This is a genomic window from Desulfitobacterium dichloroeliminans LMG P-21439 (assembly GCF_000243135.2).
Classification (GTDB): domain Bacteria; phylum Bacillota; class Desulfitobacteriia; order Desulfitobacteriales; family Desulfitobacteriaceae; genus Desulfitobacterium; species Desulfitobacterium dichloroeliminans.
The window spans coordinates 1,345,352-1,372,006 of sequence record NC_019903.1; the positions used below are offsets into that span (position 1 = coordinate 1,345,352).

Annotated in this window: 29 protein-coding genes; 28 read left to right on the plus strand and 1 reads right to left on the minus strand. The window is 50.5% G+C overall.

From position 1 onward, the window contains the following. Nucleotides 1-233 precede the first annotated feature (233 nt). The 28 genes from DESDI_RS06350 (at nt 234) to DESDI_RS06485 (ending at nt 26,093) form a co-directional block, all read left to right on the plus strand. Nucleotides 234-2,516, plus strand: a complete 2,283-nt coding sequence (locus DESDI_RS06350; RefSeq protein WP_015261815.1) for an AAA family ATPase — start codon at nt 234-236, stop codon at nt 2,514-2,516. Continuing rightward, a complete protein-coding gene (locus tag DESDI_RS06355; RefSeq protein WP_015261816.1) occupies nt 2,513-3,787 on the plus strand; it encodes an McrC family protein in 1,275 nt (424 codons plus the stop codon). Before DESDI_RS06350 ends, DESDI_RS06355 begins: the two co-directional genes overlap by 4 nt. Nucleotides 3,788-3,865: 78 nt before the next feature. Beyond that, a complete protein-coding gene (locus DESDI_RS18160; protein ID WP_015261817.1) occupies nt 3,866-4,903 on the plus strand; it encodes a hypothetical protein in 1,038 nt (345 codons plus the stop codon). Between the two features lie 152 nt (nt 4,904-5,055). Continuing rightward, nucleotides 5,056-5,565 (plus strand): hypothetical protein, encoded by a 510-nt coding sequence (locus tag DESDI_RS06365; RefSeq protein ID WP_015261818.1) that lies wholly within the window; start codon nt 5,056-5,058, stop codon nt 5,563-5,565. Beyond that, nucleotides 5,565-5,891 carry a hypothetical protein gene (locus DESDI_RS06370; RefSeq protein ID WP_015261819.1) on the plus strand — a complete coding sequence of 109 codons (327 nt, stop codon included), beginning with the start codon at nt 5,565-5,567 and terminating at the stop codon, nt 5,889-5,891. The genes DESDI_RS06365 and DESDI_RS06370 overlap by 1 nt, the downstream gene beginning before the upstream one ends. A 61-nt stretch (nt 5,892-5,952) precedes the next feature. Beyond that, nucleotides 5,953-7,158 (plus strand): antirestriction protein ArdA, encoded by a 1,206-nt coding sequence (locus tag DESDI_RS06375; protein ID WP_015261820.1) that lies wholly within the window; start codon nt 5,953-5,955, stop codon nt 7,156-7,158. A gap of 87 nt (nt 7,159-7,245) precedes the next feature. After that, nucleotides 7,246-7,446 carry a hypothetical protein gene (locus DESDI_RS06380; protein WP_015261821.1) on the plus strand — a complete coding sequence of 67 codons (201 nt, stop codon included), beginning with the start codon at nt 7,246-7,248 and terminating at the stop codon, nt 7,444-7,446. Between the two features lie 4 nt (nt 7,447-7,450). Beyond that, the gene (locus tag DESDI_RS06385; protein ID WP_015261822.1) at nt 7,451-8,383 is read left to right on the plus strand and encodes a DNA adenine methylase; all 933 of its coding nucleotides are present in this window, start codon (nt 7,451-7,453) and stop codon (nt 8,381-8,383) included. Between the two features lie 34 nt (nt 8,384-8,417). Continuing rightward, a complete protein-coding gene (locus DESDI_RS06390) occupies nt 8,418-8,873 on the plus strand; it encodes a hypothetical protein (RefSeq protein ID WP_015261823.1) in 456 nt (151 codons plus the stop codon). After that, nucleotides 8,870-9,163, plus strand: coding sequence for a division/cell wall cluster transcriptional repressor MraZ (locus DESDI_RS06395; RefSeq protein ID WP_015261824.1), 294 nt, complete (start codon nt 8,870-8,872; stop codon nt 9,161-9,163). The genes DESDI_RS06390 and DESDI_RS06395 overlap by 4 nt, the downstream gene beginning before the upstream one ends. After that, entirely contained in the window at nt 9,156-9,740 is a 585-nt protein-coding gene (locus DESDI_RS06400) for a hypothetical protein (RefSeq protein ID WP_015261825.1), read from the plus strand. Before DESDI_RS06395 ends, DESDI_RS06400 begins: the two co-directional genes overlap by 8 nt. 88 nt (nt 9,741-9,828) lie before the next feature. Then, complete coding sequence (locus tag DESDI_RS06405; protein ID WP_015261826.1) at nt 9,829-14,436, plus strand: S-layer homology domain-containing protein; 4,608 nt, start codon at nt 9,829-9,831, stop codon at nt 14,434-14,436. A gap of 41 nt (nt 14,437-14,477) precedes the next feature. Beyond that, nucleotides 14,478-15,206 carry a hypothetical protein gene (locus DESDI_RS06410; protein WP_015261827.1) on the plus strand — a complete coding sequence of 243 codons (729 nt, stop codon included), beginning with the start codon at nt 14,478-14,480 and terminating at the stop codon, nt 15,204-15,206. A 16-nt stretch (nt 15,207-15,222) separates the two neighbouring features. Then, nucleotides 15,223-15,789 (plus strand): YodL domain-containing protein, encoded by a 567-nt coding sequence (locus tag DESDI_RS06415; RefSeq protein WP_015261828.1) that lies wholly within the window; start codon nt 15,223-15,225, stop codon nt 15,787-15,789. A gap of 64 nt (nt 15,790-15,853) precedes the next feature. Beyond that, complete coding sequence (locus tag DESDI_RS06420) at nt 15,854-16,270, plus strand: SpoVG family protein (RefSeq protein ID WP_015261829.1); 417 nt, start codon at nt 15,854-15,856, stop codon at nt 16,268-16,270. A 57-nt stretch (nt 16,271-16,327) separates the two neighbouring features. Further along, on the plus strand, nt 16,328-16,591 hold the full coding sequence (locus tag DESDI_RS06425) for a DUF6133 family protein (protein WP_015261830.1): 264 nt from the start codon (nt 16,328-16,330) through the stop codon (nt 16,589-16,591). Then, on the plus strand, nt 16,581-17,006 hold the full coding sequence (locus DESDI_RS06430; protein WP_015261831.1) for a prepilin peptidase: 426 nt from the start codon (nt 16,581-16,583) through the stop codon (nt 17,004-17,006). The genes DESDI_RS06425 and DESDI_RS06430 overlap by 11 nt, the downstream gene beginning before the upstream one ends. A 12-nt stretch (nt 17,007-17,018) precedes the next feature. Next, nucleotides 17,019-17,915, plus strand: coding sequence for a Flp pilus assembly protein CpaB (gene cpaB, locus DESDI_RS06435; RefSeq protein ID WP_015261832.1), 897 nt, complete (start codon nt 17,019-17,021; stop codon nt 17,913-17,915). Beyond that, complete coding sequence (locus DESDI_RS06440) at nt 17,915-18,727, plus strand: AAA family ATPase (protein WP_015261833.1); 813 nt, start codon at nt 17,915-17,917, stop codon at nt 18,725-18,727. Before cpaB ends, DESDI_RS06440 begins: the two co-directional genes overlap by 1 nt. Next, a complete protein-coding gene (locus tag DESDI_RS06445) occupies nt 18,724-20,124 on the plus strand; it encodes an ATPase, T2SS/T4P/T4SS family (protein WP_015261834.1) in 1,401 nt (466 codons plus the stop codon). Before DESDI_RS06440 ends, DESDI_RS06445 begins: the two co-directional genes overlap by 4 nt. Then, nucleotides 20,121-21,050 (plus strand): type II secretion system F family protein, encoded by a 930-nt coding sequence (locus DESDI_RS06450; RefSeq protein WP_015261835.1) that lies wholly within the window; start codon nt 20,121-20,123, stop codon nt 21,048-21,050. Before DESDI_RS06445 ends, DESDI_RS06450 begins: the two co-directional genes overlap by 4 nt. An 8-nt stretch (nt 21,051-21,058) precedes the next feature. Then, nucleotides 21,059-21,928 carry a secretion protein F gene (locus tag DESDI_RS06455; protein ID WP_083879890.1) on the plus strand — a complete coding sequence of 290 codons (870 nt, stop codon included), beginning with the start codon at nt 21,059-21,061 and terminating at the stop codon, nt 21,926-21,928. A 15-nt stretch (nt 21,929-21,943) separates the two neighbouring features. Then, the gene (locus tag DESDI_RS06460) at nt 21,944-22,321 is read left to right on the plus strand and encodes a hypothetical protein (RefSeq protein WP_015261837.1); all 378 of its coding nucleotides are present in this window, start codon (nt 21,944-21,946) and stop codon (nt 22,319-22,321) included. After that, entirely contained in the window at nt 22,315-22,710 is a 396-nt protein-coding gene (locus DESDI_RS06465) for a DUF4320 family protein (RefSeq protein ID WP_015261838.1), read from the plus strand. Before DESDI_RS06460 ends, DESDI_RS06465 begins: the two co-directional genes overlap by 7 nt. Further along, nucleotides 22,707-23,258: a hypothetical protein gene (locus DESDI_RS06470; protein WP_015261839.1), complete on the plus strand. Its 552-nt coding sequence runs from the start codon at nt 22,707-22,709 to the stop codon at nt 23,256-23,258. The genes DESDI_RS06465 and DESDI_RS06470 overlap by 4 nt, the downstream gene beginning before the upstream one ends. 101 nt (nt 23,259-23,359) lie before the next feature. Next, nucleotides 23,360-23,905, plus strand: a complete 546-nt coding sequence (locus tag DESDI_RS06475; RefSeq protein ID WP_015261840.1) for a DUF6550 family protein — start codon at nt 23,360-23,362, stop codon at nt 23,903-23,905. Between the two features lie 67 nt (nt 23,906-23,972). Continuing rightward, nucleotides 23,973-25,667 (plus strand): DUF8193 domain-containing protein, encoded by a 1,695-nt coding sequence (locus DESDI_RS06480; RefSeq protein ID WP_015261841.1) that lies wholly within the window; start codon nt 23,973-23,975, stop codon nt 25,665-25,667. A gap of 87 nt (nt 25,668-25,754) precedes the next feature. Continuing rightward, a complete protein-coding gene (locus DESDI_RS06485; protein WP_015261842.1) occupies nt 25,755-26,093 on the plus strand; it encodes a DUF3852 domain-containing protein in 339 nt (112 codons plus the stop codon). 73 nt (nt 26,094-26,166) lie between these two features. Here the strand turns inward: DESDI_RS06485 and DESDI_RS06490 are convergent, their stop codons facing one another. Next, complete coding sequence (locus tag DESDI_RS06490) at nt 26,167-26,607, minus strand: hypothetical protein (protein ID WP_015261843.1); 441 nt, start codon at nt 26,605-26,607, stop codon at nt 26,167-26,169. Between the last annotated feature and the right edge of the window lie 48 nt (nt 26,608-26,655).

Sequence of the window (26,655 nt, forward strand, 5' to 3'; positions counted from 1 at the left end):
ACCACAAGATGTTGTGGTTTGCAAGCCAAAAATGAGCAAAAAACGAAGCAAAAAAGTGCAAATTTTGGCCCGTTTTTTTGGCCGTTTTCATAGATGACAAAGGGTAGTTACCAAGATGGCATCGATTGTTTTATCATTGTTATTATAAATTTTTCCATATATAATGTTTATGACCTTATGCGTTGAATGGCAACAGTATTTTAAATTCGAGTAGAGATGGAGGGATATACCCAGTGTTTTTCTTTTTCTTTAATAATGACGCTATCATAGAGGAATGCGATCGACTGTTAGAAAAAGGCGATATTAAGCCAGTTTCTCAAATAGATCAGGAATATATCATGTTTCGTAAGCGTTTCGGTCCTGATGTTTTAAAAAGCATTGAAGGCGAAGAATTAATAGAGACAATTTTCAATGTCATGAATCATGATGGGCTTGCCTATTGGCTTGAATTTAAGAATGACGAGATGATAGACACGAGGCAATACGGCAGTATTGCTGGCGGCAGCTCTCTGAAGTACATCATGTACAAACGTAAAAGTGATAACAATTGGATGACCGGCAGCCCTCAAAAGCAGGTCGTCCTTTCGCTGGCAGACGCGATTGAAAAGGGCAAAAAGATTCGTGATGCCATAGTAAGAGGCGCTGAGCAAATTTCCAAGTTTGAGAATCCCGAGTACAAAGATTATATAGCTTTACAGCAGAGTTTGGATTCCGATGAAGATGTAAAAATCGGCGGATACGGATGGATTCACAAGTATTATCATATGCTTTTCCCGAATTACATTGACGCTTTCCATACAACCGGTTGGCAGAAGCATGCTCTTTTATGTTACGGCGAGAAGCCAGAGTCTGAATCGCTCTATGCATTGACAGGGCAGCTGATGAAAATTATCACGGAGACTGGCAGACCGTCTTCTCATATTGTACGAACTATGGTGCATATGTATGGCTCTCCAGTCAACTATTATCGCATAGGTACAAGAAGCGGATCGAGCAAAACAAGTATATGGCCCCTGATGCAGGAAAATAGCTATATCTCTATCGGTTGGGCAGAACTCGGCGACTTGACCCAATATGGCCAAGAGGATAGCGAGATACGAGATTCTTTGAAGGAGCCATTTGAGAAGCTCTATCCCAACCAACCCCAGACAATATCTCGTGAACTGAATGAGATCATCAGGTTTTTTAAGACAATCAAGGAGAACGACATCGTCGTAGCCGGCGACGGGATGCAGACTCTTGGAATCGGCAGAGTCACAGGCGGCTATGAATACCGTGAAGGCTTGGAGTTTCCACATTTAAGGGAAGTTGAATGGATATTTGTTGAACAAACTCAACTGCCGGAAGCGAAAGAAGGACTTCGCACAACAGTAAATCCATATAGAAACATGGACAATTTACTTAAGATACGCGAATTATTATCAAAAGGCTCTACAGAACAAAAGAATACTGTATCGTCAAAACCTGCTGAAAAACCGCTCCAATCGCTTGAAGGAATTATGAAAAAAATCGACGGTATCCTGGAACGTAAAAAGCAAATCATTCTTTATGGGCCACCCGGTACAGGAAAAACATATCATGCTGAAAAAGCAGCGCAGGAATTGGCAGCGCGGAATATCTTTAGGAAATCATGGAAGGCTCTTTCTGACGATGAGAGAAAAAGCATTTTGGGCGATGGCCGGACGAATGGATATGTCCGTATTTGCTGTTTTCATGCTTCCTACGGGTATGAGGATTTTATCGAAGGAATAAAACCACGGGTTGAAAATGGACAAACCCTGTTTGAACTTCGTGATGGAATATTCAAAAGGCTTTGTTCGGATGCGATAAAGGAACCCAATAAATCGTTTTTCCTGATTATAGATGAAATTAATCGGGGAGATATTTCGCGCATCTTAGGCGAGCTTATTATGTTAATTGAGTCCGGAAAACGGGGGAAAACGTTATATCTTCCCGTATCTGGTGAACCTTTTTCGGTACCGGGTAACGTTTTTATCATTGGAACTATGAATACAGCCGACAGGTCAATTGCTCTGTTGGACGCTGCGCTCCGCAGGCGTTTCGGTTTCCACGAATTAATGCCGGACTACAGTTTGCTTGAAGGGATTAACTTTGACGCACTGCCTGTCTCCGAATGGCTTAAGAGGCTGAACCAAAGAATCTGCCAGCATATCGGCAGAGATGCCCGCAACTTGCAAATTGGTCACTCTTATTTCATGGAGGGTGAAAAACCAATTACTTCTCAGAATCGCTTCCGCCAGGTGATAGCGGAAGATATTCTTCCTTTAATCGAAGAATATTGTTATGGTGATTATGAGCGAATGGCAGCAATTTTAGATTCGGATTTTGTTGACGTTAAAAACCAAACTCTCCAATACTCCTTATGTGAGGGCGATTTTACAGAACTGATCGGCGCATTATTAAAGCCTTGTCCGGAAATACGTTTGAGCGAGGAACATGATACAAGCGATGCCGATGCCATTGTCGCCGGTCCCCCAGAGGAAGAAGAACAATGAGCGCGATAGTCCATTTAAAACTAACAGAATGGTCGGAACAATTTCTTGACGGTGTATACTTAAAAGATGGGACTGAACGCAAAGTTGCGCAAAAACTTACGGAGAGTAGCATCCTTGAAATCCTGGAAATGAGAAATGGTGTACTGATAAGAAGCAATTCATTTGTGGGCCGTTTATCGTTAGGCGATATTCGTATTCAAATCACCCCAAAGCTGCATGGGATGCCGTTAATTACTTTGCTGCAGTACACCTATGGACTTCGAAACCTCAAATTATTCCACTATGCAAACTTTGATATCGACAATCTGAATTTCATTGATTTGCTGATATATACGCTGTATACCTATGCTGAGAGCCTGCTTAACCGAGGGTTTATTAAAGGGTATACATTATTTGAGAATGATTTGTCCTGTGTAAAAGGACGAATCGATATGAGCCGCCTTGCCAGCCGCGGTGGAGCAATTGCGGCGTGTCTGCCTTGTAATTATTATGAAAGAACAGAAAATACCCTCTTGAATCAGGTTCTTTTGGCAGGTTTAAGGCTCGCAGGCAAGCTTGCATCAGATATCAATCTTCGTCATGATGTGATGAGAATAAGCGACCAATTATCAATGCTGACTAAAGAAACTAGGCTCAGCAGGCCGATATTAAATGCGGCACAAAGATCAATATCGCGCCTAAATGATGTGTATAAGCCGGCCATAGAATTAATTAATATCCTGTTTGAGTCGCAATCGGTTCAGATTGAGAATGGAGAGGAACACATTTCCTTGCCAGGCTACTTTTTTGATATGAACCTGTTTTTTGAGACTCTTGTATCCAAGCTATTAAAAAGCTTGCAGGATGAGTATTCTGTGATAGATCAGTATCGTCTTGGAATGCTTTTCGCTTATGAACCAAAACGCAATCCCAAAGGAAAGCGTTCACCGACTCCTCGTCCTGATTTCGCTTTGCTTAAAAATGGTTCGGTGGTGCAACTTCTTGATGCGAAATATCGTGATCTATGGGATAGAAACCTTCCGCGTGATATGCTTTATCAATTAGCTGTATATGCAGTCAGCGGAATTGGAAATAATTCCGCTACGATACTCTATCCAGCAATGAATGGGCTTCCAGTCCTGCAGCAGATTAATACTTATAATCCACTCACGAACGGGATTATGGCTAAAGTATTCATGAAACCCATTGACCTTATCAAGGTGGCAGGTTTTATTGATCGTGGCGAAAAAAGCGAGCTCTCATGTTATATTACGCAGATAGTATGTTCTTAGAAATTAACAGCCTAATAAAGCATAATTTCTAGGAATGAATCTAGCCTAAGATATATATGGAACTGTGAGGTGGTTTAAATGAAGATTGAAATTGGTGAATCGCTACTTTTATCATGGCTTAAACATATTAAAGAATGCCAACTTGTGCAAACAAACTGGAAAGCTTCCTCCAAATGGGAGCTTAAGCACAAAGAAGCATTAGAGCAGCTAATGAAAAACTCATCTGAGGTCTTCAAAACTAAGTATGGTTATGATTTGTATAAAGGAAACAGCGGAATAGATCAGGTGCTTACTCAGGCTGAAATTGATGTAATGGGTATATCATTTGATGAAAATGAACAGCACATCTATGCCATTGATGTTGCGTTTCATGAAGCGGGTTTAAATTACGGGACAAAAGAAGAAACTGTAACCAGAGTTATCAAAAAATGTATCAGGACAGCAATGTGTATATATGGATATTTTGATATTAATTCCGGGACAATCATTTTTACATCGCCTAGAATAAATCCATCTGTTATTAATGATATCAATATCTGCATTGACGATATTTCTTCTGTTCTGAGCACTTTAAATGTGAAATACAAAATCCGTATTATTGCTAATGAAGATTTCAGTGATAAGATTCTTGAACCGGTGCTTAATGTACTGGGGGATGTTGCAGATACTTCAGAGTTATTTATGCGAAGCTTACAAATGTATAATCTTTTTGCAGTTAAAAAACCAAAGCAGATTAATGGCGGAATCAGAAATACAGTACAGAAAAAGATATCACCAAATCTTGAAGCTATTGAGTATAACGGTATTGATGGACTTGAAGAAATGAAAATCGGCATAATTATAAGAACTGTTCTTCGTAAAATGCTTGAAAACGGTGAGGTTACCAAGGAAGAAATAGAGAAAATGAAGACAAAGGAATATTCAAAAGAAACTTTTGATATTCAATATCCACTACTCCAAAAAGCCAGCTTAACGGATGGTGAAAGCCCAAAGAGGTACTATTCATCACCAGTAAAGATATATAATGAGGATTATTTTCTGTGCTCGGAGTGGTTTGAAGTGCCTGCAAATAATGACAGACCATTTTTATTAAAATGGATGGCGTTACATAAATGAGGTTAGCTGAAAAATGAAGATGAAAGCAATGGTTTGTAGATAAATTCCTGAAAATGAGCGGGTGTATTTTCTAACGAAGATACCCTGCTTTTTTTATGCCCTTTTTTAGGGCTTCAAAATAATCACGCCAACTAAGAATGGAGGAAATCAAAATGGCAAACGAAAAAATGAGTATCTTTTTCCCTCTGAAGGTCGTCAGCTATCCTCAGTATGACTGCTCGGAGGATGAGCGGGAGGATATCACACCCAGGGAAGCTGTGGCATATGAGGATCAGATTCTCGCTGCCATTGCCAAGGAGAATCGTTTCTTCGAAAACGATCGAGGTCTTGCCGAATACATCCACGACGAAGCTCTCAACAAAAAAGTGTATAGCCTTTATCCATCAGTGGAGGTTGTTGACGGCGAGCTGTGGGGAGTTATGAATGCCGGACTGAAGGAGCCCCTCTCCGGCGAAGAAGTTGCCGCACTCTTGGATTATGTCTCTGGACAAAATTCTGACGGATACGGCGAAGGTTTTGAGCAGCGTCCCATCAAAACTCCTGACGGCGAGATTTACGTCAGTTTTTGGAATCATGAAAACTATTCCCTTAAGCTGGAGGATGAAATGAAAAACAAAGCTCCCGACCTTGAACACGGCGGTCCCGTGATGGGAGGGATGTGATGAGCAAGATATTTTCACTCATCGGTTTAGAAACCAACACAGGCATCCGCGACGTTGCCATCATGGGCGGCATCCCTGAAGTGGAGGACATACAAAGATCGCAGTCATATCAGGAGCTGGTGGAGGACTGCGGCTGCTCGGAATACATCTCTGTGGTTGTCCAATCCTTCCGGTATGGACAAGGCCCGCCCGAGCCAGTTGCTCTGGAGGACTTACAGTGGATCGGCTCACATCACGAAATTATTAAAAACGGTGAGGCGGAAAAGCTGCAGACTGCACGCTTCGCCATCCTCTATCCCGATCAGGGATTGCAGATGAACATGTAGCGCTCTTTGGTTTCTACCTGAAACTGAAGGGCGTTTTTTTATTTCAAAAGGAGTTGATCAAATGCAGAAAGAAAAAGTGATGATCGTTACACTCATGCGGTCGGACTTATATGACGCGCTGGGATATGTCGGCGCTTACCTGAACCTTCCCGCCAGCCGGGACGAGATACAGGACGCAATGGATCGCGCCCGGATCAGGGATGGTCTGCCATATCAAATTGTCGAGTGCTTTAATATGCAGGGCGAGGAATTGAACTTCATTCAGGAGAAGCCTTCCCTCGACGAACTAAATTTTTTGGCACACCGCATCAGCGATCTGCCCACGCATGACCTGCTGGCTTTCAACGGGTGTGTGGCGATGGGCGATGAACAGCCGGACATGAAAGCACTCATTAATCTAACTTATAGTCTGGAAGATGTCCATGTGGTTCCCGTGAACAATGATCGGGAGCTCGGAAAATTCTATGTGGACAACGATTTTATCGATGCGATCAATCATATACCGCCGGAGTATCAGAAGGAACTGCTGGAGCTGCTGGACTATGAGAAAATAGGCTGTGAACAGCGGAAAGCGGAAGGCGGTATATTCAAGAATGGCTATTATGTAGTGCATGGCTCCGGTGTTATGAACCAAATCTATGACGGCGCTCACCTTCCCGATCTGCCGGAGGAAGCACCATATATTTTCAAACTCCAGCTAGCCGAGGCGGATTTTAATATGGAAGATAAGGAACCGGATAAGACTGTGCCGCTTCTCCTGCCGGCTGGAGATAAGAAAATCCTCGCGGCACTGGAGCAGCTGGGTGCGGTATCACTGGAGGAATGTGTGTTTACCCATTGCTCCAGTCCCATTCCGATGCTGGAGCAGGCGTTCTCTTTCAGTGAGGACATTGATAAAATGAATCTCCTTGCCGAACGTATCCGAGAACTGGAGAACGCCGGAGAGCTTCCGAAATTCAAAGCTGCCCTGGAAATCAGCGATTGCTCGGACATCGACCAGGCGTTGGACTTGACCAGAAACCTGGACTGCTATGATTTTAATCCTGACCTATCCTCACCAGAAGAATATGCAAGGCAGGAATTCCTCCTACGCTATCACATTCCGGAAAGCGATCCCGACTTGAAGCTGCTCCACTTTTCACGCTGCGATTCCAAATGGATGCAGGAAGCAAAAGCCATCACTACTCCCTATGGCATCATCCGCCGCAACAACCAGGAAATGACCCTGGACTTTTCCATCAAGCAAACCGGCCAACAGATGGGTTGACCGGCCAACTACATATCGGAACAGAATGGCGCTGTCTTTACAAAAAAGGCAGCGCCTTTTTTGTTTTCCGAGGAAGGAGCTGAAGCTATGAATCATGATTTAAAAACAGAAGAAAAAACAGTCGCGGAGATCACCGGACCTCCGAAGTTTACGATACCTTCCCCGAAGGAGCCTTCCCGCTGCGAGGGCTGTCCTTATCCCGGCGTCGGCTTTATCTGCTGGAGTCCTGACGGTTCCTGTTTAAAGACCGACCTGGATCGGATGCACGGCAAAAAGAAAGGCAGGTGATGCGATGAACAGCATCATCAGCTGGGTGGGCGGCAAGAAAGCATTGCGGGATCTCATTTACCAAAGGATGCCCAAGGAATACGGGCGGTATGTCGAAGTCTTCGGCGGCGGAGGCTGGGTGCTGTTTGGCCGTCCCCTAGGCACGGTCATGGAGGTGTACAACGATTATAATTCCGACCTGACGAATATGTTCCGCTGTGTCCGCGACCAGCCGATGGCGTTCCTGACGGAACTGGGATTCCTTCCATTAAACGGCCGCGACGAGTTTATGGTCCTAAAACGATATCTGGAGAAGGAGGAATTCACTAGCGAATTTATGCAGAAGGAACTGGAGCTGGCCCAGCGGCAGCTGACTCCGATCCAGTTCGAGGAAATCAAAACCATCCTCATTGAGAAGGCACAGATGAATGACATCAAACGCGCCGCTGCCTTCTTTAAGCTCATACGCTACAGTTACGGAAGCGGCTGTACCAGCTACGGCTGCCAGCCCTTCGATATCCGTAAGACCTTTCATCTGCTCTGGCAGGGCAGCCGAAGATTAAAGGATACCGTCATCGAGAATAAGGACTTCGAGGATTTAATCAAGCAATACGACAGGGAGAACGCCTTTATCTACTGCGACCCGCCGTACTATTTGACAGAAGGTCACTATGCGGTGGAATTTCTCAAGGAGGATCACTACCGCCTGCGGGATACGCTGGCAGGTTGTCAGGGCAAGTGGCTGGTCAGCTACAACGACTGTGAATTCATACGGGAGCTGTATCAGGACTTCCGGATCGAGGCAGTGAGTCGCCTGAACAATCTGGCCCAGCGTTATGACAACGGCAGCGAGTATGCCGAAGTCCTGATCTCCAACTACGACACCGGTGAACGGCTGCGGGATATGCCGACCCAGCTGGGTCTCTTCGACCTTGCCGGTTTTTATGGCATGGAATAACCATTCAAAAATCAAATTTAGGAGGAAAACCATTATGAAACTGATTGAAAAACGTATTTGCGTAGACAAGGAAGGCCGCCTGTCGTTGCCCATGGAATTCATCAACGCTGCGGCTATCCAGCCAGACTCAGAGATGACCGTGACTCTGGCGATTTCAGAGGAAGGACTGCTTCCCTGCCCGGTGATGGTCGTCTCGCCAGATACCCCGGTAACCTTTGCATTCGCTCCGGACTGTGACGAGGATGAGGATACAGAACAGAAGGACGGTGAGCCGGAGGATGACTTCGCGCTTCCTCATGAGCTTTTGAACGCCGCAGGCATTCCCATCGACAACGATCTGGACGTCACCTGCGTTCCCGGCGCCATCATCATCAAGGAATCGGATATCCTGAACCGCCTGCCGGATGGTCTCAAAAACCTGTTTCAATCCTTCGGTATCCACCCCGAAACCGTTCGGGAGGTCATGAAAAAGGAGGGCTATTTCGTATGAAAGCAAAGCCTATATACAAGATTATGGACGGCAAAGGCCGCGTCCTCATCCCCAAGGAGCTCCGCGCCGCAACTGGCATGGACTACGGCGATATCGTCAAGGTCGGCGTCAGCCAGGGAACCGTCAGCGTAAAGAAGGTCGATCTCATTGAGGTGGGCGACATGTCGCCGGAGGCAGTGGAAGCTTATGTCCATGCCGCCATCCGGGAGATGCCGGAGGAAAAGCAGATTTCCATTGCCGCAAAGCTCCTGGAACTCGTTGATCAGAGAAAGGGGCAACGCCATGAGTGATAAAACCCTATTAACACAGGAGGACTGCCGGCAGGTCGGTTATGACATGTCCATCGCGGGAAAAGTGATCGTTCTTCACTCCTCCGCACTGCCGGAGGAATACAAAATTGCGGAACGGCAGCTCTATTTCTGCACCGGAGGCAACGGCAGCAATCCCTATCCCATTGGCCGTTCCATTTTCACTGTCTCTCTTGCGGATGGCGAACATGTTCGCTGGAACCGGAGCGACATCTTCGGCATCGCAAAACCGGAAGCCCTCTCCGAGAAGGCCCGCCTCCAGCTCTCTCAAATCCGGCCCATCGGCGCGCTGGATTTAAAGGGCAACGAGCCGCAGTTCAGCGGCTACTGCTACCTGCCGGACGGCCGCTACACCTCCGGCGTATGGCTGTGCAGCCCCAAGGAGGTACAGGATTACATCGAAATGCAGAAGGACTACCAGCACAGGATCATGATCTGTGACCGCGATGACTTTTGCGTCTTTGAAATGGTGGAGGGAAAGGTCATCTACCCGACGCAGGAGATACTGGATGTACACCGCGATGGGCAGGAGCCGGGAGGCATGGAGCTGAAGCTATGAAAATATTAAGGACTTAAAGCCGGAATCGAGAATATGATTCCGGTTTTTTCACAGTCAAATTTAAAAGGAAGAGAGGTATGAAAAATTTATGAACCTGAAAGACAAAAGGAAATGTATCCTCGCGGTATTTCTTCTGGCGGTGCTGCTGGTGACCAGCGGCTTATATATTGCCTATCGCCTGCATCCTGAACTGTTCATAGGGCAGAACGACATCATCACCCGCGGGGAATTCGCCGCGGAGCTGGCAAAGGAACTGAAGCTGGACACCGCCGGATCGGAAAAAGACACGCCCAGCTTTTCCGACATCGACGGACATTGGGCGGAGAAGTACATCGAGGCCCTTGTTGACGCCGGCATCATTGACCCTGCCGATTACCCGGACGGCTTCAAGCCCGACGAGCCCATCACCCGCGCCGAGATCATTAAAATGATGGTGCGGGCCAAGGGCCAGGACGAGGAAGCGAAAAATACCCAGGGACACAGCGGCTACGATGACCAGTCGGATATCGCGGACGATGACAAGGGCTATGTCATCGTCGGAAAGGAGGACGGAATCATAGGGGACACTGATGACGACAAGATCCATCCCAACGATCCCGTTACCAAGGGAGAGGCTGATGATATGATCGACAAGGCCGATCCAAAACCATCCACACCGACACCATCCCCAACAACCCCGGCAACCGATACCACTACGCCGACACCGACCCCGATGCCTACCGACCCGGATAAGGAAAAGCCGACACCAACCCCGTCTCCGACCCCGACGCCGACACCCACGCCGGGCGGTGGTTCAGGCGGTGGTTCCTATTACGTCCCGGATGCGCAGGTGCGGTTTGACCTGCCCGAAACCGCACACACCGATACTGAGATTAAGGTGATGCCCGTGTGGAAATATATGCAGAGCTTCACCTGGACAATGACGAAATCGGCAGTGGACGGCTCTGAGCAGCCGGTGGCGCTGGCCAACGCCGTCACCGGCAGCCTGGGACTTGAGGGCGGCACAATCCAGTTTAAAGAGGAAGGGAAATACACCCTCACGGCAACGGCGAAAAACGCCAGAGGAAAAGAAACGGTCTTAAGCAAAACGGTGACGGTCTATCCCGTGATTGACCTGACCTTTGACATGCTGGAAACAACTCACACTGACAAGTCGGTCACCCTTACCTTCCCGCTCGAAAAGCTCTACGGCCACGACATCGTGTGGACAGTGGTGAAGGATGGAGAAGCCGTCCAGACTGCAGACATACTGGATGGTACGCTGCGGAATGACGGCGGCACCTTTGTGTTCAAGACCAAGGGCAGCTATACGCTGACCGCCACCATAACCGATGAAACCGGGCGCATTTTTACGCATGCCGAGAGCACCAAGGTTTACCCGTTAGTCGGTATTACATTCACGCTGCCCGTTGCTTCCCATACGGACAAGACCGTGGAGGTATCCACCACGTTGACTGAAAACGGCGGCCTGTCCGTAGTGTGGAGCCTGACCAAGAACGGTAAAGCCGCTGTGTTATCCGACGAGCTGGAGGGCACCCTGACCGATGCGGGAGGAAGCATCCGGTTCAAGGACAAGGGCGTGTACATGCTGACCGGAACTCTCACCGATGAAACCGGCCGTACCTTCGAAGCCTCACAGACCGTCACGGTCTACCCTGTGGGCTCCGTTGGTTTCTATCTGCCGGAGATCGCGCATACCGATACGAGTGTTCTTGTAAAGGCCACATTCCAGAATCTTGGGACTGCCGAAATCCAATGGTCACTGATAAAAGACGGCAAAGCTGTATCTGTTGCCGACTGCATCGAAGGAACGCTCACGGATATGAACAGCACCGTCCGCTTCAAGGAAAAGGGCGAATATGTGCTAAAAGCCGCCTTCGTCGACCCGGCGGGACGGACCTACAGCTATACCTCACCCATCAAGGTCTATCCGGTACCCAGCATCACATATAAGCTGCCGGAAACCGCACACACCGACACCGAAGTTTCTGTGATTCCAAAAACCTTGGAATTAGGGAACTTAAAAGTGGAATGGCTGTTGGAGAACGGCTTCGGATTCCAAGATCTTGCGACCTACATCGACGGGACTCTGGACAATGATGGAGGAACCATCCGCTTTAAACATGCCGGAACCTATGAGCTCATTGCAAGGATCACCGATGAAACCGGGCGCGTGTTCCTCTACGAGGACGGCGGTAAGATCGTAGTCCTGCCGGTGCTGAATATTTCCTTTGAGCTGCCGGCATCAACGCATACCGACCGCACTGTCGACCTTCGAACCCGCGGCAACAATAATGTGCTGCCGGTGGAATGGACGATCACAAAGGACGGCAAGCCGAGAGAGCTCACCGATGCGCTGGAGGGCAGCCTGAACGCTTACGGCGGCAAAATCCAGTTCAAAGAGGTTGGAGAATACACCCTGACCGCCTCCATGACGGATGCCCTGGGCCGTGTGTTCTCTTACAGCGCCTCCACCACAGTCTATCCCATCCCGTCCATCCTGCTAGATGTTCCGCAGATCTGGTACGCCGGTGAAACCGGAACGGTCAGTGTCAGCGGTACCGATCTGGATAACCTCACCGCAGACTGGACGATCATTCAGGGCGACGGCGGCGCACAGTCCTATTACATCCACACCTCCGGCACCCTGACGAAAACAGGCGGGACGATCACCTTCCCGACAAAAGGACAATACACGCTGATTCTCACAATGACAGACCCCACCGGCCGCACCTTTGTACGAAGCCAGAGCTTTATCGTCTTTCCCATCCCAACAATGTCAGTCGGTCTCCCGCAGACCTGGCATGCCGGCGAAGCAGGAACGGTCAGCATCAGCGGTACCGATCTGGAAAACCTCACCGCAGATTGGACCATCAAGCAAGGAAATGGAGATGCAAAGCCGTATTCCACTTACGCTACAGGCACGCTGACCAAGGACGGCGGCACAATCACTTTCCCCACGAAGGGACAGTATGAACTAATCCTGGCCATGACGGACACCAACGGCCGTACCTTTACGGAAACCCGGAGCTTCACGGTGTATCCCATCCCGACCATAAGCATCAGCATCCCGCAGCCCTGGTACACCGGGGAAGCCGGGACGGTCAGCGTCAGCGGTACCGATCTGGATAATCTCACCGGGGACTGGACGATCATTCAGGGCACTGGTGATGCCAAACCGTATTCTACTTATGTTTCCGGCACCCTGACCAAGAATGGCGGCGCGATCACCTTCCCCTCGAAGGGCCAGTATGAACTCGTCCTGACCATGACGGACCCCACCGGCCGGACCTTTACGAGAAGCCGGAGCCTCACAATATCCCCCATCCCAACCATGAGCATCAGCATCCCATCGCTGACCTACAGCGGCGAGTCTATGGCAGTCACCGCCTCCGGCACCGAGCTGAGCGGAGCCTCTGTCAACTGGTATATCTCAGTGGATGGCGGTGGGGCGAAGCCCTACACGGAGTATGCAACAGGCACCCTCGGAATCAGCGGCGGCAGTCTGCGTATCTATACGGATAAAACCATCTCCGTGAAACTGCAGGCAGTGATCACCGATACCAACGGGCGGAATTTCACTTTCACCTCCGGAACCGGAATAGTCAAACCCATTGCCAGCTTTGCGTTCACGCTTCCTTCCTCGGCTCACATCGGCTCCGGATTCAGCGTGTCGTTACCGTCGACCTCCGGGCTGGAGGGCAGAACCCTCAACTGGTCGCTGACAAAGGATGGCAGCGCGGCCAGCTATACCGGAAGCCTGTCAAACAGCGGCGGCACCATAGCCATCAGCAGCACCGGAAGCTATGTCCTGACGGCCAGCACTACCGACAGCGCAGGCAGAACCTTCATCTACTCGCAGGGCATTGCTATCACCAACAACGCGCCAAACAAGCCTTCAGGAAGCGCCTCGGTAACCAGAACAGCCAAGGATGGTAATCTCCTGGTCAACCTCTATGCCTACGCTTCCGACCCGGATGGGGATTCCGTTACCCTGGAATACTCCGGAAACACCTCCGACAGCTATTATGCCGTGGGTAGCCATACAGTCTATGTCCGGGCAAAGGATGCCTGGGGGCTTTATTCCGACTGGACTGCCATCTCCTTCACAGTGACCAACTCGGCGCCGACCACGCCCGTCATTACCCGAACGCCGGATGGCAACAGTATAGCTCCCGGTGTAGCGATCACTATCACAGCAAGCAGCACCGACCCGGACGGCGACGCCATCACCTATGTGTGGGAGGGTAGGCCGGCTCAAACCAGTACCGCCTACCCATTGGGCAAGAATGTGGTGCGCGTCAAGGCGGTGGACTCCACCGGAGCTGAGTCGCCCTGGGCAGCTATTGTATTTTTCGTATCTGATTCAACCCACGGTGGCGGCATGACGCTGACAGGTCCCGAATCGGTCATCCTGGAACAGGGTATCGCAGGCGCAACCATCACCAGCTATACGTTCACGGTGCCGCCGGTTGATGGGCACAGCGGTCAGGATTACGGCCGCGTCCGCGGGTACAACGTCCTGACCGGACAGTGGGACCAACTGGACTACCAGACCACCACCAACGGCATCACCTTCAGCCGTACACTGGCGGCCGGAATCTACAGCCAGCTGGAGTTTTACTACTACACGAACCATACGTGCATGTATAACAAGTCAAACATCACTTATTCCGTCACATTCTACTTTGAGTAACCTTGTAGAATTGACGGAAAGCAGAAAAGGAGGAATCGCCAATGAACGCTGAAAACCAAAGGCTTTGTCTGCGCCCCGCTTCGACTGAGGAAGCGGGGCTGTTCTATTCTCAGGATGAGAAGGATCATGAACTCGGAACGGTCGGCCACCTGCGCGTCGACTTTGGGCATGGAGGCAGGGAGTTCTTGTCAACCTGGTGGCCGCACAACGAGGACGCGCTGAATACACCGGAATTCAAGTCGGAGCTTCAGTCCTTCGTGAACGAGCTTCGAAAGACTGGACCATTGAGAAATCTCTCCGTAATGTCGGAATATTGCTACGACCATGGTGACAGCAAGCTGGGTGACGGCTCCAGAGGAAGCTATGGGTTTGTTGCAGAAAGCGAGCATTACCGTTACTGTCTGCGGTGTACGCCGATCCAGGGCGATTACAATGCCTATGTATATATCTACGACAAGCGTCAGCAGGAAATGAGCCAGCTTCAAAAGCTCCTGGATGCAGAACAGGATTTGCCGGAAATGTGCTTTTCTACCTTGACCAGTGATGGGAGCCTGATCTGCGTCAAGCATGGCGAAACCGGATACTACAAATCGGATTGGGATACCGGCAATCTGGAAAAGAACCGGGAGCTGGCCGATTACAACAACGAAAAGCTGGGCGTGTCCAAAATCCAGGAGGAAGCCATGGTCATCAAATCCATGACCGGATGGACTTCTCAGGAGTCTGCATCCCAGGAATCTGGCATGGAGCAGACAATGGGAGGAATGTGATGCAAGGAGGTGCTATATGAACGGAATCCAAATCAAAAACAACCGCATTCTCTACTATGGCAATACGGCGGGCTATCTAGACACCAAACGGGATACGGCCATAGTGGACCCGATGTTTGAAAACGATGAGCTGAAATCCTATCTTTCAAACACCAGAGGGCTTAACATCGAGTGGATGCCCGGTACCTTTGACCGTCTGGCGGCAGGTAAGCTCGACCCGGAGGGCAACCTGCAGGTGCTGAAGAAATGCAGGGTGCATCAGCTGAAGTCCGACGCCGATATCATGATGAAATTCATCGGATACGACGAACTCACGGAGCGCTTCGGGGAGCCGGACCCTGCCAATTACCAAGCGGTATACGACGGCGAAGTGGAAACCAACGATCTGGAGGAGCTCTATGCCAAATTCAACCTGGACCACCCGCCCGGCTACGAGGGACATAGCCTCTCTATGTCTGATGTAGTAGAGCTGTACGACGAGTCCGGCAGCTCCTTCCACTATGTCGACCGCTTCGGCTTCCGGGAGATACCGTTTCAGGGATCGGAGCAGGAACAGACACAAGGCCCGCAGATGAGTATGTGACCCAAGTAACCCTCAGCCGAAAGGCTGTTTTTTCATCTCTAAATTATAAAAGGAGGAATCGACCATGAGTAAAATCCAGGCAACGTCCAAGGCTCCCCAGCAGGATGCGCAGACCGCCGCGGAACAGCCCCTGCCCATGAAGGTGGATGTGAAGATCAGCTCCATCCGGCCGGAGGGCAATATCCGAGCCATCGCATCCGTCAATCTGAATGACTGCTTTGCCATCCGCAACGTGAAGGTGATGGACAGCACCAAGGGGCTGTTCGTCGCCATGCCCAGCTACAAGGCCGGAAGCGGTGAATACAAGGACATCTGCTTCCCGGTAACCAAGGAATTCCGGGAGCAGCTGAACAACGCCGTCATTGACGCTTACCATCAGGCTCTGACGCAGAGCCAGGCACAGAACCAGCAGAAGGCGGAAGCATCCCCTTTTGAACAGGCGCCGGAGCAGCGCTCCGGCATGCAGATGGCGGGACTGTAGGTCCCGCCATCCTTGTCACACAACAATTCTATCAAAACATATTGGAGGTATATTTAAATGAAGAAATTCCTGAACAAGATCAAGAGAAACCTGTCCAACACGGCGGTCAATATCCGTGACCATCTGACCTTGAAGTATCTGACGGCAAAGACCCTGCTCTGCTCCCAGCGCGGGGAGGGCTTTGTGGATACCGCCATTAAAATCCTGATGGCCGTGGTAATCGGCGCGCTTGTTCTCGCCGGGCTCTACGCCCTGTTCGGAGAAACGGTGCTTCCGACCCTGAAGCAGCGGATCACGGACATGTTCAACTATGGTAAGTAACTTGCCCTTGCTGCTGCAGGGCGGCCTTTTTACCGCTCTGCTGGTCGCGGCTTCAGTGAGTGACATCAGAAAACAGCTCATACCGGATTGTGTTTGTATTGGGATTGCTCTGACCGGGCTATTGACCCTCACGCCGGAAAAGCTGCTGGGGCTCGTGACCGCCGTCCTTTTATTCGGCATTGCCCTCCGGTTAGGCGGATTGGACGGCGGGGATATCAAGTACACCGCTGCCGTTGGGCTGGTGCTGGGCCTTCACAAAAGCATGGCGGGGATCATCCTTGGATTTACCGCCATGCTGATATTTCATGCAATATATACCCTGATCCAAAAGGCGCGCGGAGGGGATATACGAAAATCATATCCCCTAGCGCCTTTTTTCTCTCTCGGCTGCCTGACAGCCTATTTCTTTTTTTAGGAGGAACATTCTATGAGCTTTTTGAAAAACCGCACGGTGCTGGGGGCTATCTGCATCGTGCTTTCCCTGATTATCTGCTTTGCGCTGACGCCTCTCTTTAACCAGAGTGTGTCGCAGAAAACCACCGTAGTCCGGGTGGTCAAGGACATCCAAAACGGCGAACAAATCACCAAGGATATGGTGCAGACCGTGGAGGTAGGCGGCTACAACCTGCCCGAAAACGTCATGACGAAAGCCGATTCGGTGATCGGAAAGTATGCCAAGGCTGATTTGACGCCCGGCGATTACATCCTCGCCGCCAAGCTGTCGGACAGCCCGGCTTCGGAAAACGCCTACCTGTACGATCTGAACGGAAGCAAACAGGCCATTTCCGTCACCATCAAGAGCTTCGCGGAGGGCTTATCCGGCAAGCTGACCTCGGGGGATATTGTCAGCGTCATTGCCCCGGACTACAAAAAGCAGGGCTCCACGGTCATCCCCACCGAGCTGACCTATGTGGAGGTTGTCGGCGTGACCGCCAGTTCCGGCTATGACACCGATCAGGCCGATACCCAAAAGGATAAATCCACAAGTTCGAATAATGAAAAGCAGCTTCCCGCCACCGTAACCCTTCTTGTATCGCCGGAGCAGGCGAAAATCTTGGCAGAGCTGGACTCTGAGGGCAAGCTCCACCTGTCCCTGGTATACCGCGGCACCAAGGATGGCGCCCAGAAATTCCTTGCCATTCAGGATAAACTGCTGGAAGCTCTGTATCCGAAGCCCTCGCAGAGCCAAAGCAGTACCTCCTCAACAGGCAGTACCACATCGACAAGCAGCGCTGCGGGCGGCACATCAACCAGCAGCTCAGCCAAAGCCGCCGCAGCCAATACCGCTGCAGAATCGCAAAGCATGGAAAGTGGGGGGCGCTGATGATGAATTTCATGAAAGGGAGTCTTTTCTCCCGAAACCAGCTGAAGCCGCCCCAGGAGGACTTGGAACCGGATGTTCAGGTTCTGGCCGTGTGGGGCAGCCCCGGCAGCGGCAAAACCACCGTCAGTGTGCGCCTTGCCAAGTATCTGGCCGATCATAAGCGCAACGTTGTGTTGCTTCTTTGTGACATGACGGCTCCGATGCTGCCATGCATTTGTCCGCCTGCCGATCTGGAATGCGAACGATCCCTGGGCAGTATTCTGGCGGCGACCCACATCACCGATACCCTCATCCGCCAGAACTGCATCACCCTCAAGAAGATGGGCTATCTGACCATCATCGGTATGATGAAGGGCGAGAATATGTATACATATCCGCCCTATACTCCAGAGCTGGCGGTTGAACTCATTGACCACCTGCGGGATGTTGCCCCGTATGTCATCATCGACTGCGGCAGCTACATTGCCTATGATGTCCTCTCGGCGGTTGCGCTTCTGGAGGCCGATTCCGTCCTCCGGCTGGTGAACTGCGACCTTAAATCGGTCAGCTATCTGTCCAGCCAGCTCCCGTTGTTACAGGAACAGAAATGGGACGCTGATAAGCAATACAAGGCGGCATCAAACGTGAAAACCAATCAGGCAGGGGAGCACATCGAGCAGGTGCTGGGCAACATGGCGTTTAAAATCCCGTATTCCTATGAGCTGGAGAATCTGGCGCTGGCAGGAAACCTGCTTGGGGAGCTGGCGCTCAAGGACAGCCGTGGCTTCCGCTTGGAGATCGCCAAAATCGCAAAGGAGGTGTTCGAGGTATGAGAAAGGACTCTTTACAGCTGGAACATTTGTCTGCGGCTGATATGACAGGCAATCAGGAGCTGTTCTTTTCGCCGGGCGGGGCCACCAGGGAATTTAATTCGGTGCTTCAAGAGGTACAGGAATATATCACCGGCAAATATGCGACCCTCATCACCGACGGCGGTACGGAAGAAGTAAAAGCCCAAGTCAAGCGCTATATCACCAAATATGTGCAGGATTACCGCCTGGCAGTGGCCGGCATGGCGCAGGCCCAGCTGGTGGACGCCCTGTACACCGAGATGGCGGAATTCTCGTTTTTAACTAAGTACATCTTCGGCACCGGCATTGAGGAAATCGACGTCAACGCCTGGAACGATGTGGAGGTGCAGTACAGCAGCGGCGTCACCAAAAAGCTGAAGGAACGCTTCGATAGCCCGGAGCATGCCGTCAATGTGGTGCGCCGCATGCTTCATGTATCTGGCATGGTGCTGGATAACGCCAGTCCCGCCGTGCTGGGGCATCTTTCCAAGAACATCCGCATCGCTGTGCTGAAAGCTCCGGTGGTGGATGAAGATGTAGGCGTAGCGGCAAGCATCCGTATCGTCAATCCGCAGTCCATGCAAAAAGAGGACTTCATCGGCGGCGGAACCGCCACCGAACCCATGCTGGACTTTTTGGCGGAATGCCTGCGTTACGGTGTTTCCACCTGCGTGGCGGGCGCCACCAGCTCCGGCAAGACCACGCTGGCCGGCTGGCTTCTCACCACGATACCCGACAGCAAGCGAATTTTTACCATTGAGAACGGCTCCCGTGAGCTGGCGCTGGTACGCCAGCGGGATGGAAGAGTCTGCAATAGCGTCATCCACACCCTGACCCGCGACAGCGAAAACGAACGGCAGCGGATCACGCAGACCACCCTGCTGGATATGTCCCTGCGCTTTAATCCGGATTATGTGGTGGTCGGTGAGATGCGCAGCGCGGAAGCTAACGCCGCCCAGGAGGCCGCCCGAACCGGCATTACCGTGCTGACCACCATCCACTCCAACAGCTGCGAGGCGACATGGCGCAGGATGGTATCACTCTGCAAACGCGCCGTTGACATGTCTGACGAAACCCTCATGGCTTATGTGACGGAAGCCTATCCCCTGGTGGTGTTTTGCAAGCAGCTCGAAAACAAGGCGCGCCGCGTCATGGAGATCATGGAGTGCGAAATCCTGCCAGACGGCACAAGGAACTTCCGTCCTCTGTTCCAGTATCATATCACCGAAAACCGCATGGAAAACGGCAAATTCATCATCAGCGGCCGGCACGGCGTAATACAGGGGATTTCAGAAAGCCTGCAAAGACGTCTGCTGGAAAACGGCATGCCTCAGGATACCCTGAAACACATTCTTTCGATGGGAGGTGCTGTGGCATGACCGCAATTCTCTTAGTTGCCTGCGTCGGCATGATCGCCGGCGCCTTCCTGTTACTTGGAATTTCACCGCTATCGTTTACTGACGGCCTGTTCGGGTTTCTGACCCGGAAAAACAAGAGCATCCGTTCAGAGATCAACGAGGCCGCCCGGCGTAAAAAAATGTCCTTTTTCCGGCGAGAGATCACGGAGGTGCAGGAAATCCTCAAGATCACCGGACGGAGCAGCCGCTTTTCCCTTATCTGCGCGGCATCCCTGCTGTGTTTTGCCGGCGGCGCCAGCCTTGCCATCCTCATGGGGAATGTTTTTCTGGTGCCGGTGCTGGCAGTCGGTATGATGTTTCTTCCGTTCTGGTACGTCCGATTGACATCAAGCCACTACAAAAAGAACATCGCTGCCGAGCTGGAAACGGCCTTATCCATCATCACCACGGCATATCTGCGGAACGAGGATATCGTGACGGCGGTGGAGGAAAGTCTCCCCTATCTGAACCCACCGGTCCGGAGTGTTTTTGCCGGATTTCTGGCACAGGTCAAGCTCATCAGTCCGGACATTGACGATGCCCTCCATGCAATGAAGCCGAAAATTGAAAACGAGGTTTTCAGGGAGTGGTGTGACGCCATCGCCGCCTGCCAGTACGACCGGAGCCTGAAAACCACCCTGACCCCTATTGTGTCGAAGCTCAGCGACATGCGCATTGTTAACGCGGAGCTGGAATACCTGGTATTCGAACCCCGGAAGGAATTCATTATCATGGCGATGCTGGTGGTCGGGAATGTACCCATCATGTATTTACTCAACAAGGACTGGTACCACACCTTGATGTATACGGCGGTGGGGCAAATCATTCTGGCGGTTTGTGCGGCTGCCATCTTTATTTCCACTGCATTTGTAATCCGGCTGACCAAGCCCATTGAATACAGGAGGTGACGCAGATGATGAAGCAATTATTTTTAGCAGGAATCCTGCTTGCAACGGGGTTGTTTTTTGTCCTTTCGGATATTCTGAAGCTGCCCACCATGAAAACGGCCAAGGCTATGCTGGGGGCAGGAAAAGGAAGCAAAAAAGCCGCAAAGACCATAGAAGCCTGGATCATGTCCGGCGCGGTCAGACTATCAAAGCATATCCGCATGGATGAGTACAAGCACAGCAGGATGGAAAACATCCTCAAGGCGGCAGGCTACTCCATGACCCCGGAGGTCTACACAGCCTACGCCATCACCAAGGCCGGAGCCATCCTGCTGGGCGTCATTCCATGTCTGATTCTGCTTCCTCTGGTCACGCCGATTCTGGTCATCCTCGCGATTCTGACCTACTTCAAGGAAATCCGCAAGGCCGATGAACGACTGAAAGCAAAGCGCGATCAGATCGAAAGCGAGCTGCCCCGGTTTGTGGCGACGGTTGAGCAGACCTTAAAATCCAGCCGGGATGTACTCGCCATGCTTGAGAATTACAAGAAAAACGCCGGTCCTGCTTTCGTGCGGGAGCTGGATGTGCTGACGGCCGATATGCGCTCCTCATCCTACGAGGCCGCCTTGACCCGGTCTGAAGCAAGGCTCAACTCGCCCATGCTGTCCGATGTGGTAAGAGGACTCATCGGCGTCCTGCGGGGCGATGACAGCGCCGTGTATTTTCAGATGCTGGCTCATGACTTCAAGGCACTGGAGCTCCAGCGGCTCAAGGGACAGGCGCAGAAAATCCCGCCGAAAATCCGCGTGTTTTCCTTCGTGATGCTGATGTGTTTTTTGCTGACATATATGGCGATCATCGCGGTTCAGATCTTAACGTCCCTTGGCAACATGTTTTAAAAAGGAGGAACCCATATGGATATGGAAAGAAAAAAACTTGAAAAGAAGCTGCAGGAACGGATTGAGGCAAACTACCGCACCTACCTCCAGCAGCTCCAGGACCGACCCGCTTCCGACCTCATTGAGCAGGCCGCGGAGATCGCCGCGGTAAAGCTCGTCTATGATGAGCTTATGGGTGGCTGTAATCCGGATTATGCGGATTACCTGCTCCGGTTTGATAACCCGCTCCAGTTAGTGAGCGACCAGTGGCTGGCGGAGCAAAATGTATCCCATGCCGACGAAATGGATCATGTACTTTGGAGCATCACCGACAAGGGGCTGGGAGAGGGGGACTATGCCATGCTGGAGGACGGGCAGACCCCTGCGCAAAACGAGGGGGTACGCTTATGCTGAAGCTCCTCCGTTCCCAGCGCGGTGAGGGGTATATCGATGTGGCAGTGCTGGTGCTGTGTGTCATGCTGGTTATCGCTGTTGCTGTCAGCGTCCTGCCGGTATTCATAACGAAAAACAAGCTGGACACTTACGCCTCAGAGCTGTGCCGGGAAGCGGAGATCGCCGGGTGCGTCGGCACGGAAACCACCCTCCGGGCGCAGGTCCTGACGGAACAGACAGGGCTGACTCCAAGTATTACATGGTCTAAAACCGGAAGAATCCAGTTGAACGAGGAATTCACCGTAACGCTCACCACTCAGGCGGATATTGGGCTGTTCGGCGGCTTTGGAAGCTTCCCTGTTACTCTGAAGGCTGAAGCGTCCGGTAAAAGCGAGGTGTATTACAAGTGACAAATGGAAAATTATGTGCTATACTCAAAAGCAAGAAAGGGACGGCCTTTCCCCTCACCGTTGCGGTCACCCTGGCCTTGCTGCTGTTCCTTTGTGCCGCTTCCGAAGGCATCCGGCTGATGATCATCGCCCAGGGTGTTAGGGATGCGGTTCAATCCGCTGTGATATCGACCGTAAATGATAATTATGAAAACGTGTATCACGGCGTGAGGGAGGGCTATAGCGGAGCATATCAGCCTTCGGCGGCCGAGTTCGAGCAAAGTCTCAATTACGGCGACATTTACAGCCGGCTGGACAAGGTGCTGGGGCTTACGCAGGAGAACGGCTACCAAGTGAAATATACCGGAAACAACGTGGAATTCAGGATATCCGGACTGTCAGTCAGCCTTCGGAACATGCCGCTGGCTCCGTCGAATCCTGACAATACGAACGGCTTTCTGGCTGATACAGTGATACGGCTGGAGGTTCCGGTATCCTTTGCCGGAAACCTTCTGCCGCCGATGATCATTAATGTTAAGGTTCAGGCAAAATATATGCCTTTATTTTAAGAACTTAAAAATGGCCCATAGACTTGCGGAAAAGTCTGTGGTAATGTGTGATACTGAAAAAAGGAAATTATCAACCAACGTTTAAAAGGAGGTAACATACCATGAAACTGACAGAAAAAGCAAAAAAGCGGCTCACGCTTGCCGGACTCGGTGTCGTGTGTGTCGTCCTTGTCATAGCGATAGCCTCGCAGTTTATAGCAGTGGCACCCAAAGAAGCAGATGTGCAGCCTTCCACTATGGCAACAAACACTGTGACTCCCTCTGTTTCAACTCCTGCGACTGCGGGAACTCCGACTTCAACTCCGGAAGTCAGCGTAAAGCCCACGACCCCGACCGAATCAGCTTCTCAGGTGACAGATACCGGAAATTCCACTGGAACTGATCAGAGCATTCAGGCAGAAGTGACGAAACCCACTGCGCCTTCGGAGGAAGCAAAAACTAATCCCTCTCAAAAGCCAGACGGACAGAAGGTCACCAATTCTGACAGCGGTACATCGTCATCCTCAACACCGAAATCCGGAGATAAGAAGGACGGAAAAATCTATGTACCCGGTTTTGGATGGATTGACGATAATGGTGGGGGTGTCGATCAAGAAACCGTGGGCGGTGAAGGTGATATCAATAAACAGGTTGGCAACATGAACTGAAGTATAGTTTTTTAATAAGCAAAAAGCACCGAGTTTCGGTGCTTTTTGTTGTTTAAGGAGGGTATAAATGAAACGACAACTCAGCATTTTCCTTACACTGGTACTGCTGATATTTTTGTTTTCGCCCATTAAAGCCTACGCTGAAGGTGATGGAAACATAGACCACGGAGGCGGTGGGATGGGCAGTGGTACCGGCGAAAATTACTGGAATTCCGGGGATGAGGGTGTCAGGATAACTGTTGTTCGGGCAAGTGATAAGACAGCAGTCACGACTCCCATTGACTTCACCAATATAACACCTACGGTGGCTGTACATTTCGGGAAAATATCAAAGTTAGCGTATACAAATGGAAGATCTATTACACCATCTACTTCAAAGTATTTGTGTATAAAAGTTGATATACCTCTGCCACGAATTATTAGCTCTGGTAGCGGGCAATCCAGCATTGAGGAAATTAAACGATATTTTTGCTCGGAATATGTACTGATGCGCATTGCTGATGTTACTGGCATGAATTACGATATATTAATCAATGGCGAGTATAAGATTCTACTAGAACCCATTGCGTACATGACTTTCGGCGGGATTAAGTACGCCCTGACCGCTACGGAGGCAGCACTTTTTGACCAGCAGCTGGATGGCGGTTTGCGAAGTAAGATGGTGTCTCTCAGCCACAAAAATCTGCCACTGGCGATGTTTCTCCAAACCGCGGATCTCGGTTATCCTGCATGGAGCGGCTCCACAACTACTGCCGCCTCGGATACGGACATCATCTCATCCCTTGGGCTTGGTATCGTGCGGTTCAATGGAGCTGAAGCGGACCCTACCGAAGTCAGCACGGTTGACTACGAATACCGCGTCAACACAGATGTAATAACCTCTGTAACTGTGCGGGGCGGACAGGCCGATCCGGATCATCCTGTTACGGTTAAATTTACTATCGGCGGCCAAACCTATACGGTAAGCGGCGTCTATTATCCGTCAGGCGACAGTCAACTGGTGTGGGTGCGATGGACAACACCGGCCACTCCGCAAACGATGACTATTCGCGTATCAGTAACTGGCGGCGGCTCGGCAAGCCAAGGGATTATCACAGCAAAGATCATCGATCTCTCAGGAAATGATCCGCCCAATCCAGTGGCGGATGACCGCAACAACTCCTACACCACACCATCTGTACCAAGCAAAGCGCAGAATACCTCTGCATCGTGGGGAATCTGGCGCCCCTGGTGGCATGCCAATTGGGTATGGATTTCTACGGGTGAAGATACCGGATATTGGGTAGACGAAGGCTGGTGGGAGTTCGACTGGATTTCCTATAGAGCAAGCCTTTCCGCCGTAATGAGCATCGTTCCAGATGCCAAAGACCCCACCGCTTCGGGTAAGACCCTGAAATCCGGCTATGGCATCAACCAGACCACCACGGCAAATGTCAGTACCAACCAGTCGTCGGCAGTGACAGATGCACAGACCGCCGTGACCTATTTCCCTGAATCTCAATATAAGACATACTGGCGGCTGCTGGAGCAAACGCAATCCGGATACAACGCCAAGTTTGAGTTCGCATCCAACAAATACTCGACCTATAATCGCCGGACACACTTCACACCCATTTGGTTCCCGGACGGAAGTTACACGGCGTACACATGGCTCATTGACTGCTGGACGCCAGCCGGAATGTTGTCAGCGAACCTCACAGACTCTGTCAACATACAGGGCAACCTCTGGTCGGACTGGCATATCGCCCCTGTAAAACCCTAACCCTCAGAAAAGAAAAAGGATCGCAGAGTAACATCTTTGCGGTCCTTTTTCATGTAAAACAATTATATAGAAAGGTGGAATTATTCTATGAAACTGAAACGTATTCTCTCGGTTCTCTGCGTCGCTCTTCTTCTGACCTGCCTTTTTGCGACAAACGCATATGCCGCAGGTAGCGGCGACGTGGCTGGTGCGATACAGAGCACATGGAACGACGCTTCCAGCCAGATCAAAACCGTGGTCAACAAGGTTGTGTTTCCTGCCATTGACTTGGTCCTGGCCGTGTTCTTTTTTGCAAAGTTGGGTACGGCTTACTTTGATTATCGGAAACATGGTCAATTTGAATGGGCCGCGCCGGCGATCCTGTTCGCCTGTTTGGTGTTCACGTTAACGGCTCCGCTCTATATCTGGTCTATACTTGGGATGTGACGAAAAGAGCAGGTCGACTCCTTTGATTAGGATTCGGCCTGCTCAACAAATTGGAAGTTATCGAGTAGACGCATTATGAATTTTTGATTTTGTTTTCAATCATTTCCCATGTAATTAATTTCTTGATTTTTTCATGTGCTTGTGAACGTTTGTTATCGACGCAAAGTTTTTCAGCTTCTTGCATAGCCTCTGATATATTGTAGCCAGCAGCCTCTGCCATCCAAAGTAATAGTTCTGGACATATAAAACCTCCATTTTGCCATTTGAGGTCCCAGCACGTAGCTTTTGCATCTAAGTCTAGTTTTTTTTGCTCTTTCTTTTGACCATAATATGATTCTAACAAATGCCATCGCTGATTTGGTTCCGCTAAAGACTTATTAACTGTTAATCCTAACTCTATAGCATATTCTATATATCCGCCTTTCGGTTGTTGATATTTTTTTACAAATTCATCTGATAACTCATAGTGACTATTTTTGTTTTTGTAAAATGCTATTACTTCTCTATTTGTCATATTCTTACCTCTATAGTAATAGTACAAATTCCTGTTTATCGATATTTC